The organism is Sphingobacterium paucimobilis HER1398, from assembly GCF_000416985.1.
In the GTDB taxonomy this organism is placed as follows: domain Bacteria; phylum Bacteroidota; class Bacteroidia; order Sphingobacteriales; family Sphingobacteriaceae; genus Sphingobacterium; species Sphingobacterium paucimobilis.
Genome location: NZ_ATDL01000015.1, coordinates 645,528 through 663,379, shown reverse-complemented (window position 1 = coordinate 663,379; position 17,852 = coordinate 645,528). Strand labels below are relative to the sequence as shown.

Here is a 17,852-nt window from a genome sequence, read left to right as displayed (position 1 = left end):
GACGAAGCAATCTGTATTTTAAGTAAGTTAGATTGCCACACCATCGTTCCTCAGGTTCGCAACGACGACGATTTGTTGCTTTTCAGACAGCCCTTTCTTAGTTATTTTTTGTTGCTTTCGCACCAATTTTTAGCATTAACGAAGGCCTCTAACCAAGGTGTAACCTCGTCTTGACGTCCATCAGGATAATTGGCCCAGTTCCATTGGAATGTCGAGCGCTCGATATGAGGCATCGTGACCAAGTGACGGCCTGTGGTGTCAGATAACATGGCTGTATTGTAGTCGGATCCGTTTGGATTGTGCGGATACTGCTCATAAGCATATTTGGCAACAATCTGATAAGCAGACTCTTCTTTTGGTAGGTTGAATTTTCCTTCACCATGTGAAATCCAAACCCCTAAGGTAGAGCCCGAAAGGGTTTTCAGCATGATCGAGTTGTTCTCCTGAACTTTTACCGATACGAAGTTTGATTCGTGCTTAGCTGAGGTATTGTGCAGCATTTTGCCATGAACATCGTGCTCTGGATTGACCAGTTCTAACTCCATAAACAATTGACAGCCGTTACATATTCCGACAGACATGGTGTCTGGACGGGCGAAGAAGTTGTCTAATGCTTTTTTCGCTTTCTCGTTGTATAAGAAAGCACCAGCCCAACCTTTTGCCGAACCTAATACGTCCGAGTTGGAGAAACCACCTACAGCACCGATAAATTGTATGTCTTCTAGTGTCTCCCGTCCTGTGATCAAATCGGTCATGTGCACATCTTTGACATCAAATCCAGCAAGGTACATGGCATTTGCCATTTCTCTTTCTGAGTTGGATCCTTTCTCGCGGAGGATAGCAGCTTTAGGACGCACTCCCGATGTATTTATAGCCGGTTTTTTACCATTAAAGTGTGCAGGGAAGGTAAATTGTAGCGGTTGGTTCTTGTAGTTGTTATAACGCTCTTGCGCCATACCGTTTTTAGACTGTTTTTGGTCTAGTAAGAACGAGGTTTTGTACCAAGTGTCGCGAGTTTCGGTCACGCCAAATGTGAATATATCTGCATTGTTTTTGAAACTTACGGTATCGCCTGCGATGACTTCACCTATTTTCACCGCTTCTACACCCGCAGCTTGGAAAGCAGTTTCTAATGCGGCATTGTCTTTTGCCTGTAGTACGACAGCAATGTTTTCATTGAACAACGCTTTTACGGTATCTACTTCGCCTAAGCCAGATAGATCGTAGCTCGCAGCAAGGTTTACATCAGCAAATGTCATTTCGAGTAATGTGGTTACTAAACCACCAGAACCGATGTCGTGACCTGCTTCGATTTGACCCTTGGCGATCAATTGTTGTATGGTATTGAATGCTTTTTTGAAATAAGCGGCATCCTGTATTGTTGGTACTTCGGTGCCGACTTTGTTTAAAATCTGTGCAAATGAAGAGCCACCCAGTTTAAAGCTGTCTTTAGACAGGTTGATGTAATAGATAGCGCCACTGTTCTTTTTCAAAACAGGCTCTACGACTTTATTGATGTCTGTACAGTTTCCAGCAGCAGAAATAATAACGGTTCCCGGTGCGATGACATGGTCTCCGTTAGGGTATTTTTGCTTCATCGAAAGGGAATCTTTTCCTGTAGGGATGTTGATACCCAGTTCGATTGCGAAATCAGAACAAGCTTTTACTGCTTTGTAAAGACGGGCGTCTTCACCTTCATTATTACATGCCCACATCCAGTTGGCCGATAGGGAGATCCCTTCGATACCATTGATGATAGGAGCGAATACGATATTTGAAAGTGCTTCGCCGATTGCGGTCTTGCTGGCAGCGGCAGGATCAACCAAAGCAGCTACAGGCGAATGACCTACCGTAGTAGCAATACCTTCTTTGCCTTTGTAATCCAGTGCCATCACACCAACGTTGTTCAATGGTAACTGTAATGGACCGGTACATTGTTGTTTGGCTACGCGACCACCCACACAACGGTCTACTTTGTTGGTTAACCAATCTTTGGAAGCTACAGCTTCTAATTGTAATACTTGGTTGACATAAGCAGGTATTTCCTGGGTAGTGTAGGAGAGATCCGCATAGTGACGTGTGACGGTGTTGTCCCGCATGATTGTTTTAGGAGATGATCCGAAGAAATCTTCTAATGCATAATCCATTGGTTTTTCACCTGTGGTTTTTGATTCAAATGTAAAACGGTTGTCGCCTGTTACATCACCTACGGCATACATTGGCGAGCGCTCACGGTCAGCAACACGTTTTAAAGTATCGATATCTTTTTCAGCAATCACCAAGCCCATACGCTCTTGGGATTCGTTGCCAATAATTTCTTTTGCAGAAAGGGTAGGGTCTCCTACTGGTAGTTTATCTAGGTCGATTAGGCCACCGGTTTCTTCGACAAGCTCTGATAGACAGTTCAAGTGTCCACCTGCTCCATGATCGTGGATCGATACAATAGGGTTGGTGTCGGACTCGACCATGCCACGTACGGCATTGGCCGCTCTTTTTTGCATTTCCGGATTCGAACGCTGTATAGCATTCAATTCGATACCTGATCCGAAAGCACCGGTATCCGCAGAAGATACAGCAGCACCACCCATTCCAATACGGTAGTTTTCTCCACCTAGAATAACGATTTTATCACCGACTTTTGGTGTGTGTTTTTTTGCTTGATCTAGCTTTCCATAACCAACACCACCAGCCTGCATGATTACTTTATCATATCCTAATTTGCGTCCTTCTTCTTCATGTTCAAAGGTCAATACTGAACCTGTGATGAGTGGCTGTCCAAATTTGTTTCCAAAATCTGAAGCTCCATTGGATGCTTTGATTAAGATGTCCATTGGTGTTTGGTATAGCCATGGGCGTTCTTGCATTCCTTTTTCCCAAGGGCGGTCTTGCAATAAACGCGAGTATGCTGTCATGTAGATGGCCGTACCAGCTAGGGGAAGAGCTCCCTGTCCACCAGCCAATCTATCACGAATCTCACCACCCGATCCTGTAGCAGCACCGGAGAACGGTTCTACTGTAGTCGGGAAGTTGTGTGTTTCTGCTTTGACTGACAATACAGAATCGAATTCTTTCTCTTCGTAAAAGTCAGGTTTGTCTGCCGACCTCGGAGCAAATTGCGTTACTCTAGGGCCTTTGACGAAAGCGACATTGTCTTTGTAAGCGGATACAATGTCATTCGGGTTGGTCTCTGATGTCTTTTTGATTAACTTAAATAGTGATGTTGGTTGTTCTTCTCCATCAATAATAAAAGTACCATTGAATATTTTGTGACGGCAGTGCTCCGAGTTGGCTTGCGAAAATGCAAATACCTCGGAGTCGGTCAGTTTGCGTCCCAGTTTGGAAGATAAATTATTCAGGTATTCGACTTCCTCAGGGTTGAGTGCAAGGCCTTCTGTCTTGTTGTAGGCATCGATATCATCGATATCTATGATAGGCTCTGGCGTAATATGTATGGTGTACATATCCTGTGTCAGGGCTTCAAACTTTTGAGAAATCATAGGGTCGAAGTCATTGAAATCAGCCGGTACAGACTGAAATTCTTCGATACGGACAATGCCTTCAATGCCCATATTTTGAGTGATCTCTACCGCATTGGTACTCCAAGGTGTAACCATGGCTGCGCGCGGACCTACAAAGTAGCGGCTTAAGGTTTGTTCTTCTAGCTTTTTGGCATTGCCAAATAACCAGTTTAGTTTAGTAATGTCTTCTTGTGATAAAGAGTTTACGCTTTGAACACCGTAGATGGTATTCGATGGGTTCTCAAAGAAATGAATCATTATATAATGTTGGGTTTTGAACGTTCTTCAACTTAAAGCACAAAGTTACGGAATATTTTAAATAAGCAATAAGCAAAAAGTGCTTTGTGAATAAATCGGAGTTGTTAACAATATTTCACTATTTTCTTATCAAAAGCCTATCTTTGTATCTCTTAAAATTTAATAAATAATGAATATTTCTTACAATTGGCTTAAGAATTACATCAATATAGAAAAGACTCCAGATGAATTGTCCTTGATTCTGACTGATATAGGACTTGAAGTGGAGGCTGTTGAGAAAGTACAATCTATTCCAGGTGGATTAGAAGGATTGGTCGTGGGAGAGGTTCTTTCGGCCGAGCAACATCCTAATGCGGATAAGTTGCGTGTTACAAAAGTGGATGTTGGTACTGATACGCCATTGGATATCGTTTGTGGAGCACCTAATTGTCGTGCTGGACTGAAAGTGATTGTGGCTACGGTAGGTACGACTTGCCACCCTATGAGTGGCGATCCCTTTAAGATCACGAAATCGAAAATAAGAGGAGAGGTGTCGGAGGGAATGCTATGTGGTGAGGATGAAATAGGGTTGGGCAATTCCCACGCGGGTATAGTAGAATTGCCAGCGGATGCTAAAGTTGGTACGTTGGTCAAGGATTTTTATCAAATGGAAGATGACTACTGCTTTGAGATCGGTCTGACTCCTAATCGTGCTGATGCGGCATCTCATTTGGGGGTAGCGCGCGATTTGGCAGCTTATTTCCGTAAGAGCTATACGCTTCCTGATGTAAGTAGTTTTGCAACACCTGCTGCTGCAAACACTGCAGCTATAGAAGTTAAAAATACAGAGGCCTGTCCAAGATATTCTGGAGTACGTATTTCAGGAGTCAAGGTGGGAGCATCACCAGATTGGTTGAAAGAGAAATTGAATACAATCGGTATCCGTTCGATTAATAATATCGTAGATATTACAAATTATGTCTTACACGATTTGGGACAACCGTTGCATGCATTTGATGCCGCTAAAATCGAAGGAGATAAGGTAGTTGTGCGTTTAGCCAATGAAGGAGAGCCTTTCATTACCCTGGATGGTGTAGAACGGAAACTTTCCTCGGAGGATCTGATTATTGCAGATGCGGCCAAGCCTATGTGTATAGCTGGAGTTTTTGGGGGAGAGTATTCGGGCGTTTCTGAAAGTACAACCGATATCTTTTTGGAGTCGGCTTACTTCAATTCCGTATATGTCCGTAAGACGGCAAAACGTCATGGGTTGAAAACGGACTCTTCTTTCCGTTTTGAACGTGGTACGGATCCTAATATTACGGTATTTGCCTTGTATCGAGCAGCACTTTTGATCCAGGAGATTGCAGGTGGCGTAGTTAGTTCGGCTGTATCGGATAATTACCCTAGCCCTATTGCTCCTTTTGCGTTTGATGTAGATTGTAAGAATGTACAACGCTTGATCGGTAAAGAAATTCCTGCAGAGGAGATTAAGGCTATTATTGAAGCGCTAGGGATAGCTATTACATCAGAAAAAGATACTGTCTTTTCAGTAGAGGTACCAGCCTACAAAGTCGATGTTACACGTGAAGTGGATGTGACGGAGGAAGTGTTGCGGATCTATGGTTATAATAATATTGAACTTAAGAGTCAGATTCTTGCTTCGTTAAATACGCAAGAGAAACCAGATCGGGAGGTTGTATTAAATCAAGTTGCTGACCTGCTGATCGGTAATGGGTATAGGGAGATTCTTTCTAACTCGTTGACCAAAATGTCTTATGTTGATGACGAATCCACCGCCGTTCGTTTGTTAAATCCATTGAGTTCCGATCTAGATACCATGCGTCAAAACCTAGTGTACTCCATGTTGACAGCGATGGCCTATAATCAAAAACGTAAATCTACGGATCTGAAGTTTTTTGAATATGGTAAAACATACCATCTCCAGGAGGAGGGCTATAACGAGCGCCAGCGGATGGCTCTTGGTCTTGTGGGGAATAAGTCGAAAGAGCAATGGAACTCAACGGGGGGAGCTGTAAGTTTTTACAATCTTAAGGCTGCTGTCGATATGATTGTAAAACGATTAAAGATCGAAGGTCTACAAATCGTAGAGACTACAAATACCAACCTAGCGTATGGTCTAGACTATATGAAAGGACAAAAAGTGTTGGTCTCTTTGGGAGCAGTTTCGGATGCAGCTTTGAAAAAAGCTGATGTCGATGGCCAAGTCTATTATGCTGATTTTGACTGGGACTTGGTGATTCGTTCGATACGTAAAAATGAAATAAAGTTTAAAGAAGTTTCTAAATATCCTGCTGTACGTCGTGATTTGGCGTTGCTGTTGGATGATTCAGTGACTTTCGAACAGTTGAAGAATATAGCATTGAAGTCGGAGCGCAAGCTTTTGAAAGGGGTTAGTATTTTTGATGTCTATAAAGGCGACAAGCTGCCTGAAGGCAAAAAGTCTTATGCATTGAGTTTTACGATCCAGGACGAAGAAAAAACGCTAAATGATAAACAAATTGATAGCATTATTCAAAAATTAATTATTAACTTTGAGAAAGAGACTGGCGCTGTAGTGCGTTAGTTTCATTAATTTTAATTGCGAGTTATAATATGGCATCATTATCAACACAAATGAATCTTATCGTTGAGAAAACGAAGAATTTAATTCAAATGTGTGAAGCTTTGCAAGAGGAAAACGATCTATTAAAACTGGAATTACAGTCTGTGCAAGCTGCATTTGATACCAGTTCAGATAAAATCAGCCAGCTTGAAGAAAAGATTAAAGCTATGGCTGTTGCAAAATCCTTGGAAGAGGCAGATTTGGATAAAAGTGCCATAGATGAAAAAATACTTGACACAAAACAAAAAATTAACGATTTTGTGCGAGAAATAGACAGATGTATCAACCTGTTGAAATAGTTCGTCAAGAGTGAAATCAATTGGGTATAGTACATTATAAAGCTCATAAAAATGGGAGAAATTTCCATAAAAATAAATATCGCTGATCGTGTTTATCCTTTACGGGTTAGTACTGAAGAGGAAGAAGTAATTCGTCACGCTGCGAAATTGATAAATGAAAAAATAAAGGAAATGCAGGAGAATTATGCAGTCCGTGATAAACAGGATTTATTGTCCATGTGTGTATTGCAGTATGCTACTGGTATGATCAAGGCAGAACGTAGTGCACAGACCCAAGATATGGGGTTGGAACAGTCCGTTCATGAGCTGGAAAGTATTTTGACAGATTTCTTTAAAAAATAAATATCGTTCTTTATATATAGAGCTTTAACGACGAATTTGCCGCAATTAAATTCGGGTTGTCACTATTTTAAACTTAACGCTTCAATATCACGAGCAAAAAAGAGATGTAGGCCATTTTGCATATTTGCCATCTAGGTCATGATCATACGCTCAAATCATGTGAAATCGAAGTTTAATAATACTTGATACCTGTTGATTTAATTGCGGTTTTTTTTTGAAAAAACTTTCAGGATTCCTTGAGCTCAATAACAGCGATGGAAGTTCTTGATGTCTTTAAAAACATATACTTTCAAAAAAATAAAAGTAAAAAACACAGAAAACTAAATAATATATACTAAATAACATGGAGTTATCTATAACAATTTCAATCATAATATCTCTTTTAATCGGGGTTGCAATTGGGAGGTTTTTATTGCAGTTACTTTTTAAAAAGCAAGAGAAAAGTGCTAATGAAAAGGCAGAAAGCATTATAAAAGAAGCCGAAAAGCAAGCTGAACATACGAAGAAGCAAAGACAGTTGGAGGCGAAAGAGAAGTTTCTACAGTTGAAAGCTGAACATGAAAAAGAGGTAAATCAACGGAATAATACCATTGCTCAAAAAGAAAACTCAATCCGTCAAAAGGAACAATCGCTCAACCAAAAGTTGGAAAGCATCAATCGTGATAAACAAGAGCTTGAGAACAAGAGCAAGAAATTGGATCAGTTGACAGAATTGAACGAGAAGAAGAGCGAAGAGGTGGAATTGTTGAAAAATCAACATATCCAACAGTTGGAAACTATCGCAGGGCTTACGGCAGACGAGGCACGCGAACAGTTGGTTTCTTCTTTGAAGGAAGAGGCACGTTCGCAAGCGATGATTCAAATCAAAGATATCGTGGATGAGGCTAAATTGACAGCATCGAAAGAAGCTAAAAAAGTGGTCATTCAAACGATACAACGTACAGCTACGGAGTCTGCTATTGAGAATACTGTTTCTATTTTTAATATTGAGAATGATGAAGTCAAAGGACGTATCATCGGTCGTGAGGGACGCAATATTCGCGCATTAGAGGCTGCAACAGGTGTAGAAATCATCGTGGATGATACACCGGAAGCTATTATATTGTCGGGATTTGATCCTGTGCGCCGTGAGATTGCTCGTTTGGCCTTACACCGTTTGGTAACAGATGGTCGTATACACCCTGCACGTATCGAAGAGGTGGTCGCCAAGACCCGCACGCAGATTGAGGACGAAATTGTTGAGATCGGTGAACGTACAGCTATTGATTTGGGGATTCATGGTCTTCACCCGGAGTTGATCCGTATGGTCGGTCGTATGCGTTATCGTTCGTCTTATGGTCAGAACTTGTTGCAACACTCCCGAGAGGTAGCAAACTTTGCAGCGACGATGGCTTCGGAACTTGGTTTGAACGTGAAACATGCCAAACGTGCCGGATTATTACATGATATTGGTAAGGTGCCAGATGACAACCCTGAATTGCCGCACGCTATTCTTGGTATGCAGTTGGCTGAAAAATATAAAGAACACCCTGACGTGTGCAATGCTATCGGTGCGCACCACGATGAGATTGAGATGACAGCGATGATATCTCCGATAGTCCAAGCATGTGATGCCATATCGGGTGCTCGCCCAGGTGCTCGCCGCGAGGTGGTGGAAAGTTATATCAAGCGCTTGAAAGAATTGGAGGCTTTAGCATTATCTTACCCAGGCGTGGAGAAGACATTTGCAATTCAAGCTGGACGTGAATTACGTGTTGTTGTCGAAAGTGAAAAGATTTCTGATGCACAGTCCGAAATTCTAGCTGCGGATATTTCTAACCGTATCCAGACGGAGATGACTTACCCTGGCCAGATCAAGGTTACTGTGATACGTGAAACACGCTCTGTGTCTTACGCAAAATAAGCAAGTAGAATATCTATAGAAAGCCTCAAAAATAAAAGTTTTTGAGGCTTTCTTGATTGTTCTGGTTATCATATCCCAGTGTAGGAATAATTCTTTGATAGATTCATGATGAAGTAAACCAACATGGAACAGGGGTATTTTCTAAGTTGAAAAAAGCGGATGGAAGCGAATCCTTTTCGCAGGTTACAAAAGCGACTGTTAGTACAGTTTCTTGATATATAATTGTTCTACTTTCTCGCGTGCCCAAGGCGTTTTTCGGAGAAATGTCAACGAAGATTTGATACTGGGGTTCTCATTAAAACAACGGATTGGTATGATACGACCCAATTCTTTCCATCCATAATACTCGACCAGTGCCTCTAGGATAAAGTCTAATCTTTTACCATGTAGTGGATTGTTCTTCTGTTCATTCATCATTCACAAAGATAACGACTTTGACTCATGCTTAAACAGCTATTTGGTTTATTTTCCACCGATCATCTTTTTATGTTCACTTTTTAGTGTTCTCGGATGTTTACTATTGACTTTTTCAAACAGCATTAATTTTTCTCTGAAGTTGAGTGTTACTTGATCTGGGTTGTCGCACCACCATTTGTAAAATTCAACAGGTTTGTCGGTATAGGGTAATAGGGCTTTTACCGATGTGCTGTATTTGGGAAAATCGATGTGCATTTGTAAGCGCAGGATATCACGATAATAGTCAAAATGGTGGGCTCTTAGTTTAGAATTTAATATTTGATAGGCCCTTCCTTCCAGCTTGAACCCTACTTTTATTCTTTCTTTATCAAGGATTACGGGATCATACATTAGCCATTCGGAAACCCGCATGGTTCGGATCTCTTCTTCGGTTTGAATGGTTAGCAATTTACTCTGTTCGAGTACGGAATCTTTGATGGCAGTAAAGATATGCAGATTGCTGTCCGTGACTTCGGCAGTAGATACGGGGACACTTTCTGTTGTGTTACAGTCTTCGACTACGCTTTTTTCTTGAGGAAGAAGCTTTTTTAGTCTGCTTTTTAGATCCGATTTGTTGGCGTCTGTCGGTGGGTATGGTGTTAATAAGTTTGCTATGGACTCTCCTAAAAAGTAATTTTCGATAAATTCCCAGCGCTTTTGGTTAGACCAATCATTTTGAAAAAAATGGTTAAATAGAGCGTAGCTGGTTTCTTGCCGTTCTGTCGAGTCTGCAAGTAATCGATTGTTGTATTCAGGACTGTTGTTATCCACTTCAAGGTACCTAGGCGCATTGATTCGAATATGTACCATAGTTTTATCGCCTCCTTTGATTTCGAAGGTAGCGATTCCCAATGTTTCGAGGAAGTTGCCCAATTTTACATAACTGTCTGAGTTGATGTTTTTTTGTGTGCAAAAGCGACTTGATCGACGATTGCCGCTATTTTTAAATAGATTATTGAATCGTGTTGTCAGCCTGAGAAAAGTGGTCTTGCTCATTACAGGATCATTCAGGTATTTTACTTCATTACCAAATGTTCTCTTTCTCAAGAAAACATTCGGTATGCGATGGCGGTTTCCATAGGAATTGTTGATGTAGGCTGTAAAAAGCAGGTTGCTGATTTTGGGAACCATCCACTGGTCGGCGATAAGTTCTTTGAGTTTGTATTCAAACTGGTTTGCTGTGAAGAAACCATCAAAGGATTCAAGAACTTGTTGTATGGTATGGAAGATGGTTTGCAGTTTACGCGATTGTCCATCGAAGGAGCCTCCAGCGCGCTCAAAGGTTATTTTTAATTGAGGTTCTAAGCTGATCTTGTCTTCTTGGAAAATTGTATTATTGTAAAAAGCTAATTTTAAATTTTCGAAACTTTGCTTCTGACCATAGTGATTCCAGAATTTTTCGATGTCAAATTCGATGATGTGCTCTCCGTTTTTTCGACTGCTAATCAGTTCGTAGGTATCTGGGTAAAAATGTGCTAGTTTTTCTAACTGCTCGTCTTCAAGTTTAGCATATCCTGTTATAAAGCGTTTTTTGGGTCTGGCGGTGAAGACTGGGAATCCCTGCTCAAGAATATAGTTTTTCTCTAGAAACATCAATGAAGTAAGCATCTTCTGCTGGAAATCTTGACCTTTATCAAATATATACTCGAAGTCTTCTGTCGATAGCAGCAGATTATTTTGCTTATCGTTGCTGTGATAGGCGAGCAGAATTTTTCGTAGTACGAGTTGTATTTGATAGGGGGGAATCGCAGACATCTTATGTAGTGTTTTTGCATACAATAGATCGTCAGGGTGATAATTGATAACTGCAAATCCATTAAGGTCTGGATTTCGTGCCGCTCTGCCCACTTCTTGGATATAATCAGAGAATAATCCCGATGGCGCGTGGTGATATACCATATCTACATCGGGAATATCAACCCCCATTCCGAATGCTTTGGTACAAAACATTATTTTTCTTTTGCTCGTTTTGAATTGCCCTAAAGCGAAGTTTTTATTTTCGTTAGTCATACCACCATGGTATCCTGTAGCAATAGTGCTAAACCCCTGGTTCAAGGTTTCTATAATGTTGGAGATTTGTTTAGTATAGGGAGTGTAGACGAGTGTTTTGAGCTGTAGTTCATGGATCTGCTTACTGAAGGAAACAGTTTGTTCGAGTTTGTTTGCTTCTGTTTTTTTCTCAAAAGCAGAATAGTTCTGAAATACAAAGGTGATATTTTCTCGTTTTGCCTGACCGATATAGAGGTGAGGGTTGTTCAAATGAAGACTATTGATGCTGTCAAAAACCATATCATTGGTTCCGCCAAATACGGCTGTAGCTGTAACAGCCACAATAGTGAATCGTTGTAGGTTTACTTCACGCAGTTTGCGCAGGTGCTCACCGAGAAACCAGTAGTCGACTCTGAAATCTCTGCCCCAGGTGGTGATAAGGTGTGCCTCGTCTATAGCCAGTAGTCCGATTTTACGGCTTCCTATAAAATAGGTGATGTCGTAAGAGAGGAATAGCTCTGGGGACATGTATAGGATATCGATTAAACCAGTTTGACATTGCTGAATGATGCTCTCCCTTTCTGAAAAGGAGAGTTCACCATTGATGTAGGCTATTTTTTCGAAATTTCGCTCTTTGACTATGGTCTCTACCTGATCTTTCATTAAGGCAATTAGAGGAGAAATAACTATGGTGACATCTCCTTGGTTTGAGATATGAAAGGCCGGAAGTTGAAAAATGAGCGATTTGCCTGCACCGGTAGGTGCCGTCAAGAATACATCTCTGATCACCTGCTTTTCTTTGCTGTTTTCATAAGCTGTGATAATCGTTTCGACGATATGGCCCTGCGAGATAGGAATAACTTCGTTCGTACGGTCTGGGTTCTTGTAGATGAAAAGATTTCTGAAGGTTGCTTCACTGCCCCAATGCCGTTTCAGCAACTGGGTTGTAACTTCTCGTATCGGGCTATCTTCTTCAATTTGTGAAATAGCGATATACTGAAGTTGTCCACCAAATTGATTTAGGACCGCATTCCATTTCTTGAGGTCGCTCAGTAAACGGTTGTTTTGAAATTGTTTTTCGTAGTAGGTGATCTTAGTGGTGCCACCGAAAGCAGACTGATGGATGTGGTCATTGATGAGTAGATCTAGGGCGAAATTGTCAAAGGACAGATTGTACGCATTCTGATCTTCCAGGCCGCTTTCTTCAACTTCTGTTTCTTCTTGGAAAAGTGGGATAACTTTAAAATTGTTGGTTGGTCGGCGAGTTAAATAGTAATGTTTCTGGTTCAGAGTACATTGTTCGATGTGGTGTAATGGTAGGTCTGCCGGTCTGCTGTCTATATTATCCTGGCTGCTGGTCGGTATGTAGTCTTCCTTGTCGAGGGGAAATAGTTGGCGTAGATTATCTTGAATAACTACAATGCGGTCCTCAAAGGGAAGTGGAGTGTCGCCAGCGTAGTCCTGCAGGTAGCAAAATTGTGCGTAGGATATCAGGTGATAGTCTTTTGCTAAGGCCAGTGTGTTTTGCATTTGCACATACCAGTCCTTGCTAAAGGAATAGTGCTTGTTTTCATTCCTTAAATGGCTGCTATCTGCAATATTGGCACAGGGTAATAGGGAATGCCACAAGGATGTTTGCCCTAATAAAACAAAGATCAAGTTTTGGCGTTCGGCAATTTTGGATTCAATAATAGCACTTATCTTTTCTGCGTAATACTTGTTAAATGACTTCATCATAATTGGCTTGATTATCTTTTGTGGTTAATTACCAGTGCTTTAAGATAGTCTCTTTTTTCGGATTAAAAAAACTTTGGAGGTCTATAAGCATATAGGAGACTAGAAACAATGTTCATGATTCCTTGGGAGCAGCAACAAACATGAGCCGATTCCGACTGTATCGGGTGAGTCACGCTAGGAAAAAATAGTGTTCTTGATTATCTTAAAATTAGAAATCGATTAAATTTTGCGGATGAAGTCTGTTATGGTTTAATTATTGATAATTTTGTCCTATTCAAGGTGACTTATGCAAATACTGGTTGTAGAAGATGATAAGCGGATAAGTGATTTTCTGATCAAGGGATTAGAAGAAAATGGCTATTTGGTCGTACTATGTAAGACTGCTGAGGAGGTGCTGGACTCTTATCTTAATATTCCATGGGATCTGATTATTCTGGATGTGATGTTGCCACAGATGGATGGTATTCAATTGGCGCAAACACTGCGTTACAAAAAAATATTTGCTCCTATACTGATGCTTAGTGCTTTGAATACGGTGCAGGATAAGGTTTCGGCCCTAGATTATGGGGCCGATGATTATATCACAAAACCCTTTCATTTTGATGAGCTGCTCTCCCGTATCAGAGCGCTTACTCGACGTATACAGTATCAACAACAAGAGACGCCGGTAAATGTGCTCAACTATGGTAGTCTTTCTATTGATATGAACCAATATATCGTATCCCGCGAGGGAAAAGCCATAGATTTGTCACCGAGAGAGCTGAAGTTGTTGTTGTATCTTATTGAAAATAAAGATCGTACAGTCACACGGATACAGATACTTAACGCAGTATGGGGGATTACTTTTGATAATCAAACGAATGTAGTCGATGTCTATATATCCTACTTGAGGAGTAAGATAGAGCAAGGAAACGAAAAATATATTTATACCGTTAAGGGCATCGGATATATGTTCAAGACAAATTAAAATGAAGCTAAAGCATAGACTCTCTCTTTATTCTGTTGTTATATTTAGCGTGATTACCATCGTTATTTCGTCGGTTATCTATATTTCTTTTTATGCCGTAATGGAAAAGAAAGAACGTGAATCCTTGGAGAGTAAATCGCTATTGGCTGCCATATATTATTTGGAACAGGATGAGCTTTCTTTTCTGGAGCACGAGAGTGTTAAAAATCAATTGTTGAAGACGATTTCTCGAAAAAACATTATCCTTTTGGATAAAGATAATGAACGTTTTAATGGCGATATGCCATCAATTGAACTCATTGATTCGTCTTTCATGGCTAGGGTTCGAAAGGAACGGATTGCGCACTTCGATACGGGCGATTTTTTTTATAACGGTCGGTTTTATGAAGATAATCAAGGAGATTTTGTTGTCGTGACACGTGAATCTAAGGATGATTTCAACGAACAGATGCATTCCCTTTTACAAATTTTAGTGATCGTGTCTTTACTTGGGATTATATCGATATTTATAGTGTCGCAGTATTTGGGTACGGTAGCTTACGAACCTATTATTCGTATAATCGATGAGATTAAAAGAAAAGATACGAAAAATTTCAATGAACCTATTGTTTTGAAAAAAAGCTACGATGAGATAAACGATTTGATCAAGACCTATAATCATTTTGTTGATCGTATTGCGCAGATTTTTAATGTTCAAAAGAACTTTATTGATTATGTTTCGCATGAATTGCGAACGCCCATTACGGCCTTGTTAGGTACGCTGGAGGTAACGAAGAACAAACAACGTTCTGTAGAAGAATATGAGACCGTGATTTCTCAACTTAAACAATATACTGCTGATCTGCAGGATACGTTAGAAAATATGACCTTGTTATCTGGGGCAAAGACTTCGTTCGAATTCGGAACGCTGCGTGTAGACGAAATCATATGGTCCGTCATCGAGAATGCGGTTCTTTATCATCAAGCGAGGATTGAGGTAGAGATGGAGGTTGAAGATAATGAACTTTTAAGCTTTGAAGGTAATGTGAAATTATTGGAACTGGCCATAGGTAATCTTGTTGAAAATGCATTGAAATATTCCAATAATGATGTTGTAAAAGTCAGTATAAAAGAAAGTCAAGGACGTCTAGTTGTACTCTTACAAGATAGGGGGATAGGGATATTGGAGGAAGATATCTACAATATCAAGCAAAATTTTTTTCGTGGACAAAATGCAAGAGGGTATCAAGGAAAAGGAATAGGTCTATCCATGGCCAATGTTATATTCCAATTACATCGGATAGCTCTAGAGATCAAAAGCGACTCTTCAGGAACGACCATCATACTGACATTCTAATCTACTTCTAATCTAAATAGGACTTCACCTTAATGTGCAGCAACTAGTTTTGCTGTATAAAATATAATATGGTGAAAAAGGTCTTTTTATTAATTTTCTTAATCCTCTTTAAAGGGACAATTCATGCGCAGTCTTATTCGCTGGCTGACTTAGAAGCATTATTCTTAAAGAATAATTATTTGCTTTTGGCCCAGCGGTATAATATTGAGCGAGTGGATGCTGAAATGCTTCAAGAGAAAGTGTGGAATAACCCTACGCTGGAAATCAGTGAAATCAACCTGTGGAAAAATACGGGGTATGAAGAACAACCTCTTATTTTCGGCAATTACGGTAAAGCGCAACAGATTTCGATCGAACTCGAGCAACTGATCGAAACAGCTGGAAAGCGAAAAAAGCGGATAGCGCTAAAAAATCTGGAAAAGAATGATGCGCTGCTGGAGTACGAAGAACTGTTACGGCAGCTCAAAAAGGAGCTGAGGCAAGGTTTCTATAAGGTCGAACGCTTGACTGCTGAAGAAAGGCAGTTGCAGACGGTAGTGACTCTGTACGAAGAATTACAAAAACAATATGCTTCTCAAGTACAAAAGCAGAATGTTTCCCAAGCGGATTTCTACCGTGTGCAATCAGAATTGGTGGCCTTGCAGCGGGAGATAATGGCGCTGGAAGCAGATAAGCTAGAAGCTATTAGCGTACTGCGTACGCTCACGCAGGTGTCCGATATTGACTCTAAGGATTTGAAATTTACACGTGGTGGGGTTGACTATACCTCGAGTCTCCCCAAGGATATACTGACAATAGCATTAGAACAGAATATAGGCTTGAAGCGTCAAAATAATGCCTCACAATCCGCGGAGAAAAAACTTGTACTCGAGCGTGCCATGCGTAAACCGGACGTTACCGTCCAACTGGGCTATGACCGCGGGGGAAATATAATGCGCGATTTTGTCGGTTTAGGAGCTCAGATAGATCTCCCTATATTCAATAGAAATAAAGGTAATATCAAAGCTGCGCAGTTCGAGATCGAGCAAGAAAAGGCTATGGGGCTATCTGCCCGTGCCGAAGTTGAATCCACACTTGTACGTTTGCAGAAGCAGCTGCATAGTTATGAGCGTATGTTGCAACGCTGGGATAAAGAACGGATTATGGAGCAGGAAAAAATGTGGATCAGTTATAATAAACATTTACAAAATCGTCAGATTACCCTGTTGGAGTTTATTGATTTTACACAAGCATATAAGGAGGCTCAACAATCTCAAGCAGAGCTTCTGGAAGATTATAAGAATACCTACGAAGAGTTACAATATATTGTTGGAATAGATTTTTAGAATATTTACAGATGAAGCATAGTTACTTAATATTAGCACAGGTAGTTGTCGTTCTACTGCTTGCAGGGTGCAGACACACAGGAGCACCTAAGCAAGAGACTGAGGTCGTACAAGATACATTCTGCCTGAATGATATGTTGAAGAAGAAAACGAGTATTGTCGCTGTAGAAGAGCGTCCTATAACAGAGCAATTGACCCTTTCTGGTAAGATTGAATATAATGAGAATGATCTTGTCGCTTTTCGAAGCCTGTTGGAAGGAAGTGTTGAGCAGGTACGATTTGAACTCGGAGACTATGTCCGTAAAGGTCAGGTGCTCGCTACGATCCGTTCGGCAGAAATACAAGGTCTTTATCAGGAGAAGAGAAACAAAGAAAACGAGATCCAACTGTTGAAAAATCAGATCAAGACAAAAAAAGAAATGTTGGAAGATGGTTTGTTTTCCGCACCCGAACTTATGCAGATGGAACATGAACTGGAGCATGCAAAGATCGAATTGGACCGTATTGTCGAGTCATTGGCATTATATCGATCGGTCGGTTCGAATGCCTTTCAGGTATTGGCGCCGAAGGATGGCTATATCATTCAAAAATCCATAAGTGCTGGACAGAATATTGTGTCGGATAGTGACCCTTTGTTCTCTATATCGAACTTGAAAGAGGTCTGGGTAATGGTGAATATCTACGCTACCAATCTACGTTATGTGCAGGTAGGAGATCAAGTCAAGGTACGTACTGTCGCTTATCCGGATCAAGCGTATACAGGTAAGATTGATAAGATCTATAATGTATTTGATGATAATGAACATGTGTTGAAGGCTCGTGTAGTTTTAGCAAACCCGACATTGAAACTTATGCCAGGACTGAGCGCGGATATTATTATTGATAAAAAGAACAGTCAAGGCAATGCCCTTGCTATACCCAATAATGCGGTAGTGTTTCATAACAATCATGAATATATTGTTGTGTACAAGGATGATTGTCATTTAAGGACTTTGCCTATTACGCAGGTGGGAAGCAATGAGGAGTATACATTTATAGCGGAGAAACTAGAACCGGGAGAGCAGGTAGTTGCTTCCAACGCGTTGTTAATTTATGAAGAGTTAAGCAAATAGGGGAA

11 protein-coding genes are annotated in these 17,852 nt (G+C 40.7%); 8 read left to right on the top strand and 3 right to left on the bottom strand.

Annotated elements, in window-relative coordinates; translation table 11 throughout:
• Nucleotides 1–101: 101 nt before the first annotated feature.
• Nucleotides 102–3,776: a phosphoribosylformylglycinamidine synthase gene (gene purL / locus M472_RS35600; protein WP_021070731.1), complete on the bottom strand. Its 3,675-nt coding sequence runs from the start codon at nt 3,774–3,776 to the stop codon at nt 102–104.
• A 169-nt stretch (nt 3,777–3,945) separates the two neighbouring features.
• Here purL and pheT point away from each other — a divergent pair, with 169 nt between their 5' ends.
• The 4 genes from pheT (at nt 3,946) to rny (ending at nt 8,925) form a co-directional block, all read left to right on the top strand.
• Nucleotides 3,946–6,342: a phenylalanine--tRNA ligase subunit beta gene (pheT, locus tag M472_RS35595; protein ID WP_021070730.1), complete on the top strand. Its 2,397-nt coding sequence runs from the start codon at nt 3,946–3,948 to the stop codon at nt 6,340–6,342.
• 29 nt (nt 6,343–6,371) lie between these two features.
• Nucleotides 6,372–6,680 (top strand): hypothetical protein, encoded by a 309-nt coding sequence (locus M472_RS35590; protein WP_022829366.1) that lies wholly within the window; start codon nt 6,372–6,374, stop codon nt 6,678–6,680.
• 51 nt (nt 6,681–6,731) lie between these two features.
• Entirely contained in the window at nt 6,732–7,022 is a 291-nt protein-coding gene (locus M472_RS35585) for a cell division protein ZapA (RefSeq protein WP_021070728.1), read from the top strand.
• A gap of 343 nt (nt 7,023–7,365) precedes the next feature.
• The gene (gene rny, locus M472_RS35580; protein ID WP_022829365.1) at nt 7,366–8,925 is read left to right on the top strand and encodes a ribonuclease Y; all 1,560 of its coding nucleotides are present in this window, start codon (nt 7,366–7,368) and stop codon (nt 8,923–8,925) included.
• A 198-nt stretch (nt 8,926–9,123) separates the two neighbouring features.
• On the opposite strand, the gene M472_RS35575 is transcribed toward rny, so the two are convergent.
• Together M472_RS35575 and M472_RS35570 are read right to left on the bottom strand one after the other, a co-directional pair.
• A complete protein-coding gene (locus tag M472_RS35575) occupies nt 9,124–9,339 on the bottom strand; it encodes a VF530 family protein (protein ID WP_031301782.1) in 216 nt (71 codons plus the stop codon).
• A 48-nt stretch (nt 9,340–9,387) separates the two neighbouring features.
• Nucleotides 9,388–13,107, bottom strand: a complete 3,720-nt coding sequence (locus M472_RS35570) for a helicase-related protein (RefSeq protein ID WP_081643181.1) — start codon at nt 13,105–13,107, stop codon at nt 9,388–9,390.
• A 286-nt stretch (nt 13,108–13,393) separates the two neighbouring features.
• Between M472_RS35570 and M472_RS35565 the strand changes: the two genes are divergently transcribed.
• The 4 genes from M472_RS35565 (at nt 13,394) to M472_RS35550 (ending at nt 17,847) form a co-directional block, all read left to right on the top strand.
• Nucleotides 13,394–14,074, top strand: a complete 681-nt coding sequence (locus M472_RS35565; RefSeq protein WP_021070724.1) for a response regulator transcription factor — start codon at nt 13,394–13,396, stop codon at nt 14,072–14,074.
• 1 nt (nt 14,075) lies between these two features.
• Entirely contained in the window at nt 14,076–15,410 is a 1,335-nt protein-coding gene (locus M472_RS35560; RefSeq protein WP_200859623.1) for a sensor histidine kinase, read from the top strand.
• A 68-nt stretch (nt 15,411–15,478) separates the two neighbouring features.
• On the top strand, nt 15,479–16,735 hold the full coding sequence (locus M472_RS35555; RefSeq protein ID WP_021070722.1) for a TolC family protein: 1,257 nt from the start codon (nt 15,479–15,481) through the stop codon (nt 16,733–16,735).
• 11 nt (nt 16,736–16,746) lie between these two features.
• A complete protein-coding gene (locus M472_RS35550) occupies nt 16,747–17,847 on the top strand; it encodes an efflux RND transporter periplasmic adaptor subunit (protein WP_021070721.1) in 1,101 nt (366 codons plus the stop codon).
• Nucleotides 17,848–17,852: the final 5 nt, after the last annotated feature.

What these genes read in the sequence shown, in the direction of transcription:
- purL (WP_021070731.1), bottom strand. Translation starts at nt 3,776, where the DNA reads ATGATTCATTTCTTTGAGAACCCATCGAATACCATCTACGGTGTTCAA.
- pheT (WP_021070730.1), top strand. Translation starts at nt 3,946, where the DNA reads ATGAATATTTCTTACAATTGGCTTAAGAATTACATCAATATAGAAAAG.
- M472_RS35590 (WP_022829366.1), top strand. Translation starts at nt 6,372, where the DNA reads ATGGCATCATTATCAACACAAATGAATCTTATCGTTGAGAAAACGAAG.
- M472_RS35585 (WP_021070728.1), top strand. Translation starts at nt 6,732, where the DNA reads ATGGGAGAAATTTCCATAAAAATAAATATCGCTGATCGTGTTTATCCT.
- rny (WP_022829365.1), top strand. Translation starts at nt 7,366, where the DNA reads ATGGAGTTATCTATAACAATTTCAATCATAATATCTCTTTTAATCGGG.
- M472_RS35575 (WP_031301782.1), bottom strand. Translation starts at nt 9,339, where the DNA reads ATGAATGAACAGAAGAACAATCCACTACATGGTAAAAGATTAGACTTT.
- M472_RS35570 (WP_081643181.1), bottom strand. Translation starts at nt 13,107, where the DNA reads ATGATGAAGTCATTTAACAAGTATTACGCAGAAAAGATAAGTGCTATT.
- M472_RS35565 (WP_021070724.1), top strand. Translation starts at nt 13,394, where the DNA reads ATGCAAATACTGGTTGTAGAAGATGATAAGCGGATAAGTGATTTTCTG.
- M472_RS35560 (WP_200859623.1), top strand. Translation starts at nt 14,076, where the DNA reads ATGAAGCTAAAGCATAGACTCTCTCTTTATTCTGTTGTTATATTTAGC.
- M472_RS35555 (WP_021070722.1), top strand. Translation starts at nt 15,479, where the DNA reads ATGGTGAAAAAGGTCTTTTTATTAATTTTCTTAATCCTCTTTAAAGGG.
- M472_RS35550 (WP_021070721.1), top strand. Translation starts at nt 16,747, where the DNA reads ATGAAGCATAGTTACTTAATATTAGCACAGGTAGTTGTCGTTCTACTG.